This window comes from Foliimonas ilicis (assembly GCF_039939195.1).
GTDB lineage: Bacteria > Pseudomonadota > Alphaproteobacteria > Rhizobiales > Rhizobiaceae > Foliimonas > Foliimonas ilicis.
On record NZ_JBDUUH010000003.1, the window covers coordinates 300,437 to 315,589 of the forward strand.

14 protein-coding genes are annotated in these 15,153 nt (G+C 58.8%); 4 read left to right on the top strand and 10 right to left on the bottom strand.

The window, feature by feature from the left end; all coding sequences use genetic code 11:
* Positions 1-21: 21 nt before the first annotated feature.
* From ABFT80_RS09540 to ABFT80_RS09550, 3 genes are all read left to right on the top strand, one after another.
* Positions 22-1,005, top strand: a complete 984-nt coding sequence (locus tag ABFT80_RS09540) for an ABC transporter permease subunit (protein WP_347971663.1) — start codon at positions 22-24, stop codon at positions 1,003-1,005.
* 72 nt (positions 1,006-1,077) lie between these two features.
* On the top strand, positions 1,078-2,016 hold the full coding sequence (locus tag ABFT80_RS09545) for an ABC transporter substrate-binding protein (protein WP_347971664.1): 939 nt from the start codon (positions 1,078-1,080) through the stop codon (positions 2,014-2,016).
* A gap of 74 nt (positions 2,017-2,090) precedes the next feature.
* Positions 2,091-2,987, top strand: coding sequence for a sugar phosphate isomerase/epimerase family protein (locus tag ABFT80_RS09550; protein WP_347971665.1), 897 nt, complete (start codon positions 2,091-2,093; stop codon positions 2,985-2,987).
* 1 nt (position 2,988) lies between these two features.
* Here ABFT80_RS09550 and ABFT80_RS09555 read toward each other — a convergent pair whose 3' ends face one another.
* From ABFT80_RS09555 to ABFT80_RS09595, 9 genes are all read right to left on the bottom strand, one after another.
* A complete protein-coding gene (locus ABFT80_RS09555; protein ID WP_347971666.1) occupies positions 2,989-4,857 on the bottom strand; it encodes a bifunctional sugar phosphate isomerase/epimerase/4-hydroxyphenylpyruvate dioxygenase family protein in 1,869 nt (622 codons plus the stop codon).
* Positions 4,858-4,894: 37 nt separating this feature from the next.
* Positions 4,895-5,716, bottom strand: coding sequence for an HpcH/HpaI aldolase family protein (locus ABFT80_RS09560; RefSeq protein WP_347971667.1), 822 nt, complete (start codon positions 5,714-5,716; stop codon positions 4,895-4,897).
* On the bottom strand, positions 5,713-7,143 hold the full coding sequence (locus ABFT80_RS09565) for an FAD-binding oxidoreductase (RefSeq protein ID WP_347971668.1): 1,431 nt from the start codon (positions 7,141-7,143) through the stop codon (positions 5,713-5,715). The genes ABFT80_RS09560 and ABFT80_RS09565 overlap by 4 nt, the downstream gene beginning before the upstream one ends.
* Positions 7,144-7,207: 64 nt before the next feature.
* Positions 7,208-8,212, bottom strand: a complete 1,005-nt coding sequence (locus tag ABFT80_RS09570) for a DctP family TRAP transporter solute-binding subunit (protein ID WP_347971669.1) — start codon at positions 8,210-8,212, stop codon at positions 7,208-7,210.
* Between the two features lie 55 nt (positions 8,213-8,267).
* The gene (locus tag ABFT80_RS09575; RefSeq protein WP_347971670.1) at positions 8,268-9,545 is read right to left on the bottom strand and encodes a TRAP transporter large permease; all 1,278 of its coding nucleotides are present in this window, start codon (positions 9,543-9,545) and stop codon (positions 8,268-8,270) included.
* Complete coding sequence (locus tag ABFT80_RS09580; protein WP_347971671.1) at positions 9,542-10,057, bottom strand: TRAP transporter small permease; 516 nt, start codon at positions 10,055-10,057, stop codon at positions 9,542-9,544. The genes ABFT80_RS09575 and ABFT80_RS09580 overlap by 4 nt, the downstream gene beginning before the upstream one ends.
* Positions 10,054-10,782: an SDR family NAD(P)-dependent oxidoreductase gene (locus ABFT80_RS09585; RefSeq protein WP_347971672.1), complete on the bottom strand. Its 729-nt coding sequence runs from the start codon at positions 10,780-10,782 to the stop codon at positions 10,054-10,056. Before ABFT80_RS09585 ends, ABFT80_RS09580 begins: the two co-directional genes overlap by 4 nt.
* On the bottom strand, positions 10,779-11,639 hold the full coding sequence (locus ABFT80_RS09590; RefSeq protein WP_347971673.1) for an isocitrate lyase/PEP mutase family protein: 861 nt from the start codon (positions 11,637-11,639) through the stop codon (positions 10,779-10,781). Before ABFT80_RS09590 ends, ABFT80_RS09585 begins: the two co-directional genes overlap by 4 nt.
* Before the next feature lie 3 nt (positions 11,640-11,642).
* A complete protein-coding gene (locus tag ABFT80_RS09595; RefSeq protein ID WP_347971830.1) occupies positions 11,643-12,326 on the bottom strand; it encodes a GntR family transcriptional regulator in 684 nt (227 codons plus the stop codon).
* A 423-nt stretch (positions 12,327-12,749) separates the two neighbouring features.
* On the opposite strand from ABFT80_RS09595, the gene ABFT80_RS09600 reads away from it, so the two are divergent.
* Positions 12,750-13,925, top strand: a complete 1,176-nt coding sequence (locus ABFT80_RS09600) for an MFS transporter (protein WP_347971674.1) — start codon at positions 12,750-12,752, stop codon at positions 13,923-13,925.
* A 119-nt stretch (positions 13,926-14,044) separates the two neighbouring features.
* Here the strand turns inward: ABFT80_RS09600 and ABFT80_RS09605 are convergent, their stop codons facing one another.
* Entirely contained in the window at positions 14,045-15,151 is a 1,107-nt protein-coding gene (locus ABFT80_RS09605) for a siderophore-interacting protein (RefSeq protein ID WP_347971675.1), read from the bottom strand.
* Between the last annotated feature and the right edge of the window lie 2 nt (positions 15,152-15,153).

Here is a 15,153-nt window from a genome sequence, read left to right on the forward strand (position 1 = left end):
CGTCAACGAGAGACCGAAATCATGACGGCAATCCCGACCGAACAGACGAAGGAAGACAAGCGCCGGTTGCGCGCCACGCTGACGGCGCTCGGCATGCTTCCCGTGCTCATCATTCTGGCCATCGGCTTCGAACTGTTGAGCGGCCGCTTCATGACGGTCAACAATCTCTCCATCGTCATGCAGCAGGCATCGATCAACATCGTGCTGGCGGCGGGCATGACCTTTGTCATCCTGACCGGCGGCATCGATCTTTCGGTCGGCTCCATTCTCGCCACGGCGGCGATGGTGGCAGTGATGATCTCGTTGATACCCGACTATGGAATGCTCGGCATTCCTGCCGCCATTCTGGCCGGCCTTGCCTGCGGCCTCGCGAATGGAGGGCTGATAGCGTTTTTAAAATTACCCCCCTTCATCGTCACACTAGGATCGCTGACGGCGGTGCGCGGCATTGCGCGACTATTGGGTAAAGATACGACGGTCTTCAACCCGAACCTCCCGTTCGAATTCATCGGCAACGGTACGATCCTTGGCATTCCGTGGCTTGCCGTCATCGCACTGGCCACCGTTGCAGTGTCATGGTTCATCCTGCGCCGCACGGTTCTCGGCACATGGATTTACGCGGTCGGCGGCAATGCCGAGGCAGCGCGCCTGACGGGCATCAAGGTGCCGCTGGTGCTGCTTTTCGTCTACGGCATGTCGGGTCTTCTGGCCGGCCTTGGCGGCGTCATGTCGGCTGCGCGTCTTTACGCGGCCAATGGCCTGCAGCTCGGTCAGGCCTATGAGCTCGATGCGATCGCTGCTGTCATTCTAGGCGGCACAAGCTTCGTCGGCGGCGTTGGCTCCATCTGGGGCACGCTGATCGGCGCACTGATCATCGCCATCCTGTCCAACGGCCTCATTCTCGTCGGCGTCTCGGACATCTGGCAATACATCATCAAGGGATTGGTCATCATCGCGGCAGTCGCACTCGACCGCTACCGCCTCTCAGGCCTCAGCAGAACGTGATGATCGGCTGAAAGAAACCGGATCAGACCGGAAACCACGGCGCGAGAAGCGCCATCCAACAGGAGGAAAGTAATGTCGACATTCAAGAAACTGCTGCTGGGAACGGCGCTTGCCGCGACCCTCGCATTCCCCGCTTCGGCAAAAGACTTAAACAAGATCGGCATCTCGGTCGGTCTGCTCGGTAACCCGTTCTTCGTCGCCACCATCAAGGGCATCGAAGACAAGGCCAAGGAAATCAACCCGAATGTGGAAGTCATCTCGGTTTCGGCCGATTACGACCTCAACAAGCAGGTTTCGCAGATCGACAGCTTCATTGCTGCGGGCGTCGACATCATCATGCTGAACGCCGTCGATGCGAACGCGATCGCACCAGCCGTCAAGAAGGCACAGGCAGCAGGCGTTGTGGTTGCAGCGTTTGACGTGTCGGCTCCGGGCGCAGACGTCACCGTCATGACCAACAACGTCAAGGCCGGTGAAGAAGCCTGCAAATACATCGTCGATCAGCTCAAGGGCGAAGGCAATGTCATCATCATCAACGGTCCGCAGTCCTCGTCGATCATCGATCGGGTAAAGGGCTGCCAGGATGTGTTCGCCCAGAATTCCGGCATCAAGGTTCTGTCGGACGACCAGAACGGCCAGGGTTCGCGCGAAGGCGGTCTTGCCGTCATGCAAGGTCTGCTGACCCGCTTCGACGACATCGACGCCGTGTTCGCGATCAACGATCCGACAGCAATCGGTGCCGAGCTTGCAGCCAAGCAGCTCAACCGCAGCGGTTTCATCATCACCGCAGTCGATGGTGCACCGGACATCGAGCAGGCGCTTTCGACCGGCAATTCCATGATCAAGGCATCTGCGTCGCAGGACCCGTATGTCATGGCCGGTCAGGCGCTTGAAATGGGCGTTGCCGTGCTCAAGGGCGAAAAGCCTGCGGAATCGACCGTGCTCCTCGATCCTCAGTTGATCACTGCCGAAAACGTCAAGGATTTCAAGGGCTGGACAGCCGCTCGCTGATCCAACTTTAGATCCACGTCCGTCCCGGTTTTGCCGGGGCGGATATCACAAAATCGGTTCGGGAAACACAGATCATGACAAAGCTCGGCATACATTCTTTCGTCTGGAGTGCAGGATCGTCAAAGAGCGAGCTTGAGAACGCTCTCAAGAATAGCGCCGAGCTTGGCTATAATCTGATCGAGTTTTCCTATCTCGACCCCAAGCAGGTCGATGTGAAATGGCTTTCAGGGCGCATCCGCGAACTGGGTCTCGATGTTGCTGTCAGCATGGGACTACCCACGGATGGCGACATTTCGAGCCCGGATGCGGCTGTAGTCAAGAATGGCGTAAGCATTCTTGAAGGCGCAATCGCGCTGACGCGCGACCTCGGCGGCACGAAACTCGCAGGCATCCTTAGTTCGTCACATGGCAAGCAGGAAAAGGCGCTGACCCGTCAGGCATGGGACACAAGCGTCAACACGCTATCGAAGGTCGCGGACCACGCGAAAGAGGCGGGCGTCACGCTTAACCTCGAAATCGTGAACCGCTTTGAGAGCAACATGCTGAATACGGCTGCGCAGGGCATGGCCTATATCAAGGATACAGGCTCGTCGAACGTCTTCCTGCATCTCGACACATTCCACATGAATATCGAGGAAACCGATGTCGGCCTCGCGATCCGGCATGCGGCTGACAAGATCGGCTATGTCCATATCGGCGAAAGCCATCGCGGCTATTTGGGCACTGGCAACATCGATTTCGCGGGCATTTTCGATGCTCTGGTCGCGATCGGCTGGGACGATTACGTCACCTTCGAATCCTTCTCGGCGGCAATCGTCGATGAAGATCTTTCGCTGAAGACTGCGATCTGGCGCGATTTGTGGACGGACAATGTCGAGCTTGCCCGTCACGCGCACAAATTCATCACGCTTGGCCTCGAAACCGCAGTGCTCAAGGCGGATTTGGTCAAGGCAGCGCATTTGCCTTCGTAAATCAGGCGGCGGTTTTTTCCCGCCGTGCGAGACGAGTCTGCGCCGCCAGACGAATAGGTGCATTTGCAGCGCCCAGGCCTGAATAGGCCCGGCGCTGCACGATCTCGACAAAGAACCCGCCCGCGACCGGCGGCAGATAGATCTGGAAATACTCGCCGCTTTCGTCGCGGTCGTAGAGAATATGCGCCGCTCGCATCCGGTCGAGTAGCGCCGGGTCTATGTCGAACTTGGCTTCCAGATCGTCATAATAATTGCCCGGAATGGGCAAAATGCGCGTACCGGCAGCGACCAGTTTTTCCATCGTCGCGAACATGTCGTCAGTCGAAAATGCGATGTGATGGACGCCCGGCCCGACGAATTGCGAAATGAACTGGCTGGAAAGCGTACGGTCGCTTTGTGACGCGTTGAGCACGAGACGCAGCGCCGCGTCGTTCGACTTTAGAACTTGGCTACGAACCAACCCGCCCGGATCGGCTACATCGACCGCTGGCTCTTTCTTCAGGTCGAGGATCGAGGTGTAGAACAGCGTCCAGGAAAGCATGTCTTCGTAACGCATAGTCTGTGCGATGTGGTCGACGGCAGTCAGGCCGAAATCCGGCCATTCGTCCCAACCGGCCTCAAGGTCGAAATCCGCTTCCCATCGATTTTTGAGCGCCTCGTCCTCATCGACGATGTAGATGAGGCTGTCGCCGACGCCGCGTATCGCGGGCAGGTCGAGTTCGCCGGTGGCGCGCGGTTCGCGAAAGGATGGGGCCGAAAGCCCCTCGGCGCGTTCAAGCGCGGCCCTCGCATCATCGACCTTCAGCGCGATAGCGCAAAGGTTTGTGCCTCTGAGTATATAGGTCGAATGCGCAAAGCCGGTGTCTTCGCTGTTGACGACGATGCGCAACGTGCCTTGCGTATAGAGCTCGACATTCTTCGTTCGATGGCGGCCCGCAAGACGGAAGCCAATGCTTTTCAGGAACTCCACCATACCGGGCGCGGAGCTTTCATCCGTCGCAAATTCTACGAATGCGACGCCGGAGGTTTTCGCGCGCGCAGGCAATGTAGTCTCTTTGCGAAGATCGAGACGGTCGAACAGGTAAGTCAGCGACCGGTAGCCATCTATCGCGACCTGCTTTGTCGAGCCTGCCCGGAACTGATCGTTGAAGATTTCCAGCGAGTAGTAGCCATCGAACCCAGTCGCCTCGATTGCCTTGACGAAGGCGTCCACCGGCAGATCGCCCTGTCCGGGCATGTTGCGATAGTGGCGGCTCCAGGAAAGCAGGTCGAGATCGAGCTTCGGCGCATCGGCCATCTGCACGAGGAACAGCTTGTCCTTGGGAACGGAACGGATCGAATTGCTGTCTATGCCGCGCGAAAGCGAATGAAAACTGTCGAGAATAATGCCGACATTCGGGTGATCGGCGCGCCGCACGATCTCCCACGCGTCGCGGTGATCGGACACGAACCGGCCCCATGCAAGCGCTTCATAGCCGATGCGAATGCCGCGTTCGGCAGCCATTTCGCCAAGCTGCCGCAGATCGTCCGCCGCGCGGTCGATGCCGCCGAGCGCCAGCGGCGATACGCTTGAGCAGATCAGGATAAGATCGGTGCCGAGCGCCGCCATCGTATCGAATTTGTGCTTGGCCCGTTCGAAAGCGCGGGTACGCTGCGGCTCCGGCAGTCCTTCGAAATCGCGAAATGGCTGGAAAAGCGAAATCTCCAGCCCGGCGTCGCGAACCATACGGCCCACTTCTTCAGGCCCATGATCGAATGCCAGAAAGTCATTCTCGAAGATTTCAACCGCGTCGAACCCTGCTGCGGCTGCGGCGGCAAGCTTTTCGGAGAGGTCGCCGGAAAGCGAGACCGTTGCGATGGACGTCTTCATCGAATGCCCTTTCTGCGTCATTGCGAGATCGTGACGATCAGTATTTCGAAGAAATGCCTTTCCATGCGGGCTTGGCGCTTACTGTCACGCCCAATTCGGCAAGCATGGCGTCGCGTTCAGCAGCGGCGGCACGCGCCGAGTTGACGATGAATGAGACGTCGTTCGGACCGATGATGAAGCGATAGCCCAGCCGCGCCAGATCGGCCATGTTGCGCCCCGCGCCGACGATGGTGCCGAGCGGCTTTCCGATCTCTGCCGCTTCCGTCTCGATGCGCTTCATCAGCGCCTGCGGCTCCGGCTCTTCCATACGCTCCATATGATCGATGGACGCGGCAAGATCGTTCGGACCGACGAACAGCATGTCGATGCCCGGCACGGCCGCGATCTCTTTCAGGCTTTCGACCGCTTCGACATGCTCGATCTGCACCATCAAAAGCAGTTCTTCATGAGCGGTGGCTGCGTAGTCCAGCCTGGCGCCATAGCGCGAAGCCCGCAGGATCGGCGCGGCATAGCCTCTGCGCCCGCGACTCGGATATCGGCAGAAGTCAGCGATGGATTTGGCCTGTTCGGCAGTGTTGACCTGCGGGACGATGATCGACCTGATGCCACGGTCGAGCACGCGCTTCAGCGTCGTTTCCGAGCCATCGGGAACGCGCATGACGACTTCACCACCCGCAGCTTCAACGGCGCGTGCGATATGAACGGCTTCCTCGATGCCGCCAATGCCGTGCTCGCCATCGATGACGATGACCGGCCAGCCATTCATGGCCATCGCCTCGGCATTGTCCGGGTTGCCCATTTCCGCCCATGCGGCGGTGACGAGCTCGCCCGCCGCGAGCTGGTTCTTCACCCAGTTCATACGAAATTCTCCGGCTTGGGCAGGTCGATGACCTTGCCCGGATTGAGGATGCCCTTCGGATCGAGAGCGAGTTTGATGCGCGCCATCAAGGCAAGCTCTTCGGCGCTGCGCGTGAAGGGAAGGTAGGCCTTCTTGACCGTGCCGATGCCATGCTCGGCCGAAACCGTGCCGCCAAAACCGCGAACCGTTTCATAGACGATGCGGTTGATTTCCTTCGACGGTTGCTCGGCAGCGCCTTCGACCAGTGCCACTATGTGCAGATTTCCGTCGCCAATATGACCGTAATAAACTGAGTAGCAGCCTGCGACTTCGTCTTCGAGCCGCTTGCGGCAGGCAATCGCGAAATTGTCCATCTCGGCGACCGGCAGGCCGATGTCGAAGGCGCAATGCGGCCCAAGCACAGTCTGGAATTCACCGGCAGCGTCTCTGGTGCGCCAGAATGCGAGAATGTCGGCCTTGCTCTGTGCGATTGCCGCGTCACCGATCAGGCCTGCTTCGAACTGGGCTTCCATCCAATGCTGGAAGCGCTCGCCGTCAATTGCTTCGTCCAGTCCCTGTGCTTCGATCAGAACGTAAAATGCGTGTTTTCCCTCGACAGGCTTGCGAATGCCGGGAACGCGCTCGGTTGCGGCATGCCAGTAATCCGGCCACATCACCTCGAATGCCGAGAGAAGGGGGCCAAGTCCTTTGCGCGCAGCACTTAGCAACTTCACCACGTCGGCATAATCATCGACGCCGCAAAGTGCTGCCATCGTGCAGCCGGGCTGCGGCTGCAAGCGCAGGACAGCACGCGTGATGACACCGAGCGTGCCTTCCGAGCCGATGAATAGCTGTTTCAGATCATAGCCCGCATTGTTCTTGATCATCTTGTTGAGGCTGGTGATGAGCGTGCCATCGGCGAGCGCCACCTCGATGCCGAGAACCATTTCACGCGCCATGCCATAGCGGATCACGCGATTGCCGCCAGCATTGGTGCCGAGATTGCCGCCAATTGTGCAGCTTCCGCGTGCACCGAGGTCAAGCGGAATGAAGAACCCTGCCTCGTCCGCTGCCCTCTGGATCACTTCCAGCGGCGTGCCCGCCTTGACTGTAATCGTGGCCGCAGCCGCGTCGATTTCCTCGATCCCCTGGAGGCGTTCGAGCGAAAGCGCAATCGCCCCATCGATCGGGTGGGCGCCACCGGCAAGACCGGTCAATCCGCCCTGCGGAACGACAGCGATGTCATGTGCAGCGCAAATTTTCAGCGCTGCCGCCACTTCTTCCGGTGTTCCGGGGCGCAGCACGGCCAAAGGCGTAATAGGTGGGAGAAAGCTCGTATCGGCACGGTTTCGCGCCGGGATGTTGTCGCCTGTAAGAAGAGCGTTGGAATCGAACAGTCCGGCAAGGGCCTCGATGCAGGCGGTTGCGCGGGGGGAGGCGACACTCATTGCTTTATCCTTTGTGGAGAGAAGTAACCCGACGGCACTCATGCCGCCGGGAGCCTTGGGAGGCTTATTCGCCGCGCAGCGTGGCAAGCTGGCCCTGGACCATGTCCAGCGCTTCCTTGCCGATCGATGCAGTATTGGCTTCGTAGACGGGGATCACCGCTTCGCGCAGACGTGCCATTTCGTCTTCGGAAAGTTCGCCGGCCGTCATACCGCCTTCAGTCAAAACGGTGAGTGCTTCGATGGCCGCCTCGCGGCTACGCTCGACCTGCGCTGCGCGTCCTTCGTCAGCACATGTCTGCAAAAGCTCCTGCTCCTGCGGCGTGTAGCTGTCCCATACCGTCTTGGAGAACATTACCGGGGTCGGCGAATAGGCGTGACGCGTCAGCGTCAGATATTTCTGGACCTCGTAGAATTTCGAAGCCTCGATGAGCGTCAGCGGATTTTCCTGACCATCGACCGCACCTGTTTCCAGCGCCGTGAACACTTCGCCAAACGCCATCGGGACCGGGTTTGCACCCAGGCGACGGAACGTGTCGAGGAAGATGTTGTTCTGCATGACACGGAAGTTCAGGCCTTTGAAGTCTTCCATTTTCTCGATGGCATGCTTCGAATTCGTCGAATTGCGGAAGCCGTTTTCCCACATCGAAAGAAGGACAAGGCCGTGTGCAGGCATCTTTTCTGCGAGATAGTCGTAAAACGGGCCGGTCATGACCGCATCGACTTCTTCATCCGACCCGAACAGGAAAGGCAGGCCGAAAACATTCATCGCAGGCTCGATGCCGCCAAGCGCATCGGCTCCAGCTATGACCATCTCGATCGAGCCGGAACGCACGGATTGCGTCGCGTCCAGATCGTCGCCCAGCGCGCCGGAATAGAAGCCGCGCAGCTTGATATTGTTGTCCGAACCGGCCTGCAGGCAGGCCGACATTGCATCTACGCCAGCCGAAACCGGATGGTCTTTCGATGCACCATTGGACACTTTGATGGTGCGGCTGTTGAACTCGGCGGAAGCGGTGCCGGTGAACATGGAAGCAGCAAGCAATGCGGCTGCGAAGGTTTTGAGTTTCATTGAGTTTCCTCCAAAAAAAATTAAACGGGGGCGAGACGCCGCGTCCCCAATCGGCTCAGCGCAGATATTCCAGCGGGACGAGAACAAGCTGCGGAAACAGGACAAGCAGGAACAGCACGACAATCTGCGCGGCGATGAAGGGGAGAGACCCCTTGATCACCTTGTGCAGCGGTATTCGCGCCACCCCGCTCGCCACGCTCATGACGATACCTACCGGCGGAGTGACGAGGCCGATTGCGGTATTGATGACGAACAGCACGCCGAAATAGACCGGATCGATGCCCGCGGCCGTCACGACCGGCAAAAGAACCGGAGCGAGGATCAGGATCGTCGGCCCCATGTCGAGCGCCATGCCGATCACCAGAATAATCAGCATAATGACGATGAGGAGTATCGTCGGATTGCCGGCCAGCGGTTCGACCATATCCATGACCACGCCGGAAAGGTCGGCGATCGAGATGAACCATGCGGTTGTGAGAGCCGCTGCTGCGAGCATCATGACGACTGCCGTCGTGACCGCCGCATTGCGCAGAACGCCGAACATGTGACTGAATTTCAGTTCGCGGTGAATGACCGTACCGACGAAGATCGCATAGACGGCAGCGACAACTGCGGCTTCCGTCGGCGTAACGATGCCGAAACGGATGCCGCCCAGGATGATGACGGGCATGCCAAGCGACCAGCCTGCGGCACCGAATGCCTGAAGACGCACTTTCCAATCCTGCCGTTCCATCGTCTGGACATTGTCGGTCCGTGAGACGATTGCCCAGGCGATGGCCAGGCCGACACCCATCATCAATCCCGGCACGATGCCCGCGAGGAAAAGCTGGGTAATGGAAATGTTCGTCGCAACGCCGAAGATGATGTAGGCGATGGAAGGCGGCATGATCGGCGCGATGGTGCCACCAGTTGCCATCAGGCCGACGGAGCGACCCTCGTCATAGCCGGCTGCGCGCATCATCGGCAAAAGCATGGCGATGAGTGCTGCCGTGTCGGCGGCTGCCGAACCGGAAAGGCTGGCCATGATGACGGCTGCGAAGATCGCGACGAAGCCGAGACCGCCGCGCCTGTGTCCGAGGAAGGCCATGGCGAAGGCGATGATGCGCTTCGACATGCCGCCTGCATTCATCAATTCGCCTGCCAGAAGAAAGAACGGGATTGCAAGTAGCGGAAAGCTGTTTGCGCCGACGACCATGCGCTGCGCGATGATCTGCGGATCGAACATGTCGAGATAGATGCCCATGGTGAGCGCACAGAGTATGAGCGCGAAGGCGACAGGCACGCCGACGATCAGCGCGCCACCAAGCGTGCCGACGAAAATTGCGAGGGTCATACCGTGATTTCCTCTTCCACCGGACGCGGGGCTTCATAAGGATCGTAAGTGCCGCGAACAGCGCCGATCATCCGGAGAATGCTGATTGTGCCGATGCATATTGCAGTCGGGATGACGATGCCGAACACCCAGATCATCGACATGCCGGTGACAGGCGCGCGGTTTGTCGAGGTGATGCCGGATTGCTGCCAGGCACCCGAAAGGAGCAGCCAGCATGCGTAAAGGATCAGTCCGTTGGCGACGAACAGCAGCACCCGGCGTATCGATGGGCGCACCGAGGCAACGACCAGATCAAAGCCCATATGCTGGTGGTTCCGCATGGCGACGATTGCGCCGATGAAGATGAGCCAGACGAAGAAGAAGCGTGAAAGCTCTTCCGAAATGTCGATACCGGAACTGAACAGATAGCGCAGGACGACATTGCCGAAGACCATCGCCGTCATGCCGGCCAGCAGCAGAACGAGCACAAGCTCCAGAAATTTGAAAAACAGGTCGATCGTTTTCTCGATCATTTCCTTCCTCCCGAAACGGTAATCACTTCCCCGGTGGTGTAAGGCGCGGAAAACAGCAGCCAGATGACGGCTTCCGCGACTTCATCAGCCGTTCCGAGGCGGCGAAGGGGTATGCTTGCGACACGGCTTTCCATTTCCGAACGGTCGGCGAAAACGTCTTTTTGAATGTCCGTATCGATGATGCCGGGGGCCAGAGCATTGACCCGGATCGCCGGTGCCAACTCACGCGCCATGGCAAGCGTCAGCGATTGAATCGCGCCCTTGCTGGCAGCGTAGGCGGCGTTCCCGGCAGCCCCGCCATTGTTGGCGGCAATCGACGACAGGTTGACGATGGCAGCCTTCGGGTGGTCGGCACGCCGGTTGAGAAAGGCGCTGGAAACGACGAAGGCGCTGCGCACATTGACCGCGAGCACGCGGTCGATTTCGGCAGGATCAATCGCGTCGAGCGCCATGCGGCGGCCAATGATTCCCGCATTGTTGACTAGATGCGTCGGCACCCAGCCTGATTCTGCGAGATCTGCCGCGGCGCGATCTACCGCTGCCGAGTCCGAAACATCCACTTTTGCAGTGATTGCCTGGTCGCCAAATTTCGTCTGCGCTGTTTCGAGACGGGCTTCATCCAAATCCCAAAGCACGACGCGTGCGCCGCCTGCCACTGCCGCATCGGCAATAGCGCGGCCGATACCGGCTGCACCGCCGGTTATCAAAACGACTGCGTCTTTCATCGACCGAATTTCTCGTCCAGATTCTGATGAAACCGCAGATCGACGATGTCGCAGAAATCCGCATAGCTATGCTTGGCAGGCCCACCCTCTGGCGCGCCCGTGTCGCGCAGATTGGCCAGCGCATCGGCCATAGCGCGCGTGGCGCTGAGTAGCGTGGTCAGCGCGTAGAAGACGACGGTGAAGCCCATTTCCTGAAGGTCCGAAGCCTTCAGCGCGACAGTCTCATTACCGTCCACGATGGACACGACCTTAGGTCCGGTCACAGCTTTTGCGACGGCCTCGACTTCGGAAATCTTCTTGATGCCGTCGACGAAAACCAGATCGACGCCCGCGTCCTGATAATATTTCGCGCGGGTAATTGCTTCGTCTGCACCCATGGCTTGCAGTGCGTCCGTACGGCCGATCACGACCAGATCGTCATTGCCGCGCGCTTCCAGCGCCACTTTCAGCCGCAAGAACGCTTCATCGCGCTCCATCAGCTTCACGCCAGCCATCTGGCCGCATCTCTTCGGCGCGACCTGGTCCTCGAGATGGATCGCGGCAACGCCCGCCTGGATATATTCGCGAACGGTGCGGTGAATGTTCGATGGACCGCCATAGCCGGTGTCGGCATCGGCAATGACGGGGATCGAGACGGCACGCGTCATGTTGCGTGCATGCTCGGTCATCTCGGTCTGGGTAAGGAGGCCGATATCGGGTGTGCCGAGCCGTGCTGCCGTTGCGCCAAAGCCGGTCATGTAGACGGCCTCGAAGCCTGCCTGCTCGACAAGCCGCGCGCTCAAACTGTCAGGCGCGCCGGGCGCAGCCAAAATCTTGGGGCCTCGCAGCAGGCTGCGAAGTTTTTCGGTCTGGTTCATCGATTAAGCTTTCTTTGCGCTCTGGGCGACAGGCAGCGCGTCTTGGGCGACGCGCAATGTTCTGCCGATATGCTCTTCAAGAATGCGATGCAGCGCACTGACATCCCTGGCTTTTATCATTTCAACGATCTGCCGGTGTTCGTCGTAGCTCGCGTCACGGCGCTGACGGTAGGGAACAGTCAGCACAGTACGCAACGTGGCCAGCCGCCCCTCGGCAAGCTGGAATGCCTCCTGAACAAAACGATTGCCGCAATGGTCGAAGAAGGAGCGGTGGAATGCGGTATCTGCGCGTGCATAACCGCGCTGATCTCCGCTGTCCTGCGCCTCTGACATAGCGCCCACCTGCATTTGTGCGGCGCGGATCAAGCCAGCGAGATCGCGATCCATCGAAAGCTTCAAAGCCTGGGTTTCGAGCATCAGCCGGTATTCGCAGAGCTCTTCGACATCGGCGAGGGTGGGCGAGAATACGAAACTGCCGCGCTTGGGACGCACGATCACAAGGCCCGTCTGCTGCAATTGCATGAGCGCATCGCGAACCGGAGTACGGCTTACGCCGAACGCTTCCGCCAGCTTGTCTTCGGAAATGTTTTCACCCAGCGCGAACTGACCCTCGATGATCGCTTCGCGCAAACGCTCGACGACCAGCTCGGTCAGCGAACGTGGCTGCTTTATCCGAAGATTTTTCACTTCGCCCAATTTCGATTGTCCTCCCGAAACGACCATAGACTCGGCTCGTTCTGTTATATGTAACATACTGAGCGTAACACTTATGTCAATCAACCGAAGTTTGAGCCTTGTTGACAAGTGTCAATTCGAGACCCGCCCATGCGCCGAAAAGCATGCCGGAATTCATTCAGTTGAGTTGTGGGAAGCGCTGACCGGGTGCTACAAAACAGGGGCTTGTGTCGCGTAAACCAGAATCGGGCTGCTCCGCGTATAAGCAAGCTCGCCGAATCGACGGCGGGAATCTTCAAGGCGGCAAACACCTGACCTAAGGACGGCTTTTTACGTGACCGGTTTATCCCACTCGACGGCGCTCAGTGCCAAGTCGTATCGCGGCCTGTTTGCCTTCATGGGCTGCGGCCTGGTTGTAGCGGGGTAAGGCCGTTCATGGGATATCAAAGGCGCGGCCTCGTCCTGCGGCTCGCCGTACCGATCCTGATTTCCGCCTGTCTGGCGCAGACCATCGTGCCAGTTGTGCGCATCGCTGCCAGCTATCGCGCGGTCGGCGCAGGGATGACAGCCACAGAAATCCTGGCACTTTCCTCCGCCTTCGCGATTTTGCCTGTATTCGTTGCCACCAGCATGGGTCGTTACAACGACCGGCATGGCGCGGGCCGCGCGGCGCTGGCAGGAGCCATCGCCATGGTCGTCGCATGCATCATGTTTGCAATTCCCATTGTCTCTCTGCCCTGGCTGCTGATTGCATCTGCAGTCCTTGGCTTGGGCCAGACATTGCAGATTACTGCCATTCAAGGTGAGATATCGACGTTTCGATCGCCTCAGCAACGCGACCGGATGGTCGGCAATCTGATGGTCTGGCAGGCTGTAGGACAGGTGGTGGCTCCACTCGTGCTGAGTGTCGTTTCCCTGGCCGGAACGGACATGCTGGTCGAGAACATGATCGCCGTCTCGCTGGCGCTCTCAGTGTTATCCATATTGCTTGGAATAGTGCTGTTCCTCAATTGCGCTCGACCTGTGAAGACGGACGCAGCTCCGCTGCCTATGCGGCAGATCCTTTCAAGCCCTGGACTGATTTGGGTCATGGTCACAGGTGCCCTTTGCGTGGCGGTGCAGGATCTGACGCTGGTCTATATGCCGGTCGTTGGCGTCGAGCGTGAAATTTCGCCGTCGGTCATCGGCCTCGTGCTGACCCTGTTTGCGCTTGGGCAGATGACCGCTCGCGTTTTCTACGGCACAGCGATGCGCAAAATCGGAAAGGTGCGACTGATGGTGATTTCGGTGATCGTCACCGGACTGGCCATCTGCCTCCTCGCAACGCCGGTGTCAGCCATAGGCCTGGGGCTTGGCCTCTCTATTTCGGGAATCGCACTCGGTTTCGCCGTCACGTCGTCTGTTTCATTGACGATGCAACTTGCGCCTGCAACGGCTCGCGCGACGAGCCTTGGCCTTCGCCTCGCAATTAATCGTGCCGGACAGTTTGCAATGCCTCTGGCCGCGGGCATGGCTGCAAGCTTGATGGGGGCAGGAGCCGTCTTTTTGGTGACAGGCGCGCTGGTGACCGCTAGCGGAATGCTACGCCCGAAAAAGCTAAAAATGTCATAGGCGGCACTCAGATAGACCCTTTCGAACCTCAGTCGATTTCGTCGCCTTCATCGTCGGACGTAACCCATCCAAAGTTAGGTCAGTCCGTCCCGGATGAACGCGAAAACGACGATTATCTGCTAATCGGCGGTCAATTTACGAGCGTCGTCGCCTTCCACCCCGCGCCGCCAATAGGCAACGACCAAATGCTCTTCGCGCGAAAGCTTTCTTTCGTTGCGCAGATATTTCCTGATCGTGCGGAACGACGCATGCTCGCAGCCGACCCATGCAAATACGCGTTCGGTTTCTGGCCACTCGATTTTGGAAATCGCCTTGTACAGCAGATCTGTGGTTCCGGGCTCCGCGCCATTGCGGTTAAGCCAGCGAAGATCGAGTTGCGCATTTGAAACCAAGTCCTGCTCTTCGGCCTCGCTGTCGATCTCGATCAAAGCTTTGACTTTGGCCGTTGCAGGCAATCGCTCAAGAAGCTTGCCGATTGCGGGCAGGGCGGTTTCGTCGCCTGCAAGCAGATACCAGTCCGCCTCGCCTGCCGATCCGCCGCCTGGGCCTGTCATGCCGACAATGTCGCCTGGTTTTGCGTTGCTGGCAAAGTTGGAGCCGGGGCTGTTCGACCCTTCATGCAGGACCATATCGATGTCGAGCATGTCGTTTTCCGGGTCGAGATTGCGGATCGTGTAGACCCGCGCCTGAGGCCGGTCGGAACCTTCGGGCCAAACGGGACGTCCATCCTCACCCATCAACGGCCATTTTGGTGCGGTTGAATTTTCAGCCGGAAACAGAAGCCGCACATGCAGTCCGCCGACTGCAAAACGGGCGAGATTTTCACCCCTTAGCGTAACCCGGCGCATATGCGGTGTGATATTTTCAGATTTCACGACCCGCATTTCGCGAAAATAGGGCAGCAGGCTGCCAGCGGCGCCATGTCCGGTCCAAACGATTTTCGGCTTTTCATCGCCTGCAAACGCCAGCAGATGTTCTGCCATGGCGAGCTTGATAAAGGTCAGGTAGGTTTCGTCCGATCCTTGAGCTGCGATTGTCAGTGCATCCGCGCCGGCATGCAATTTCGCGCGGCCGAAGTCGGTTTCGATATCGGCTCTGTCCTCCATCTGCGTGACCCGTCCATGTTCCTCGAAATGGCTGCACAGCTTCGCCATAAGGTCGCGAGAATCCGGGAAAACGACCCGTGTTTCGGCGGAAAAAGCGAATTTCTCAGGGATTTTCTTCATAA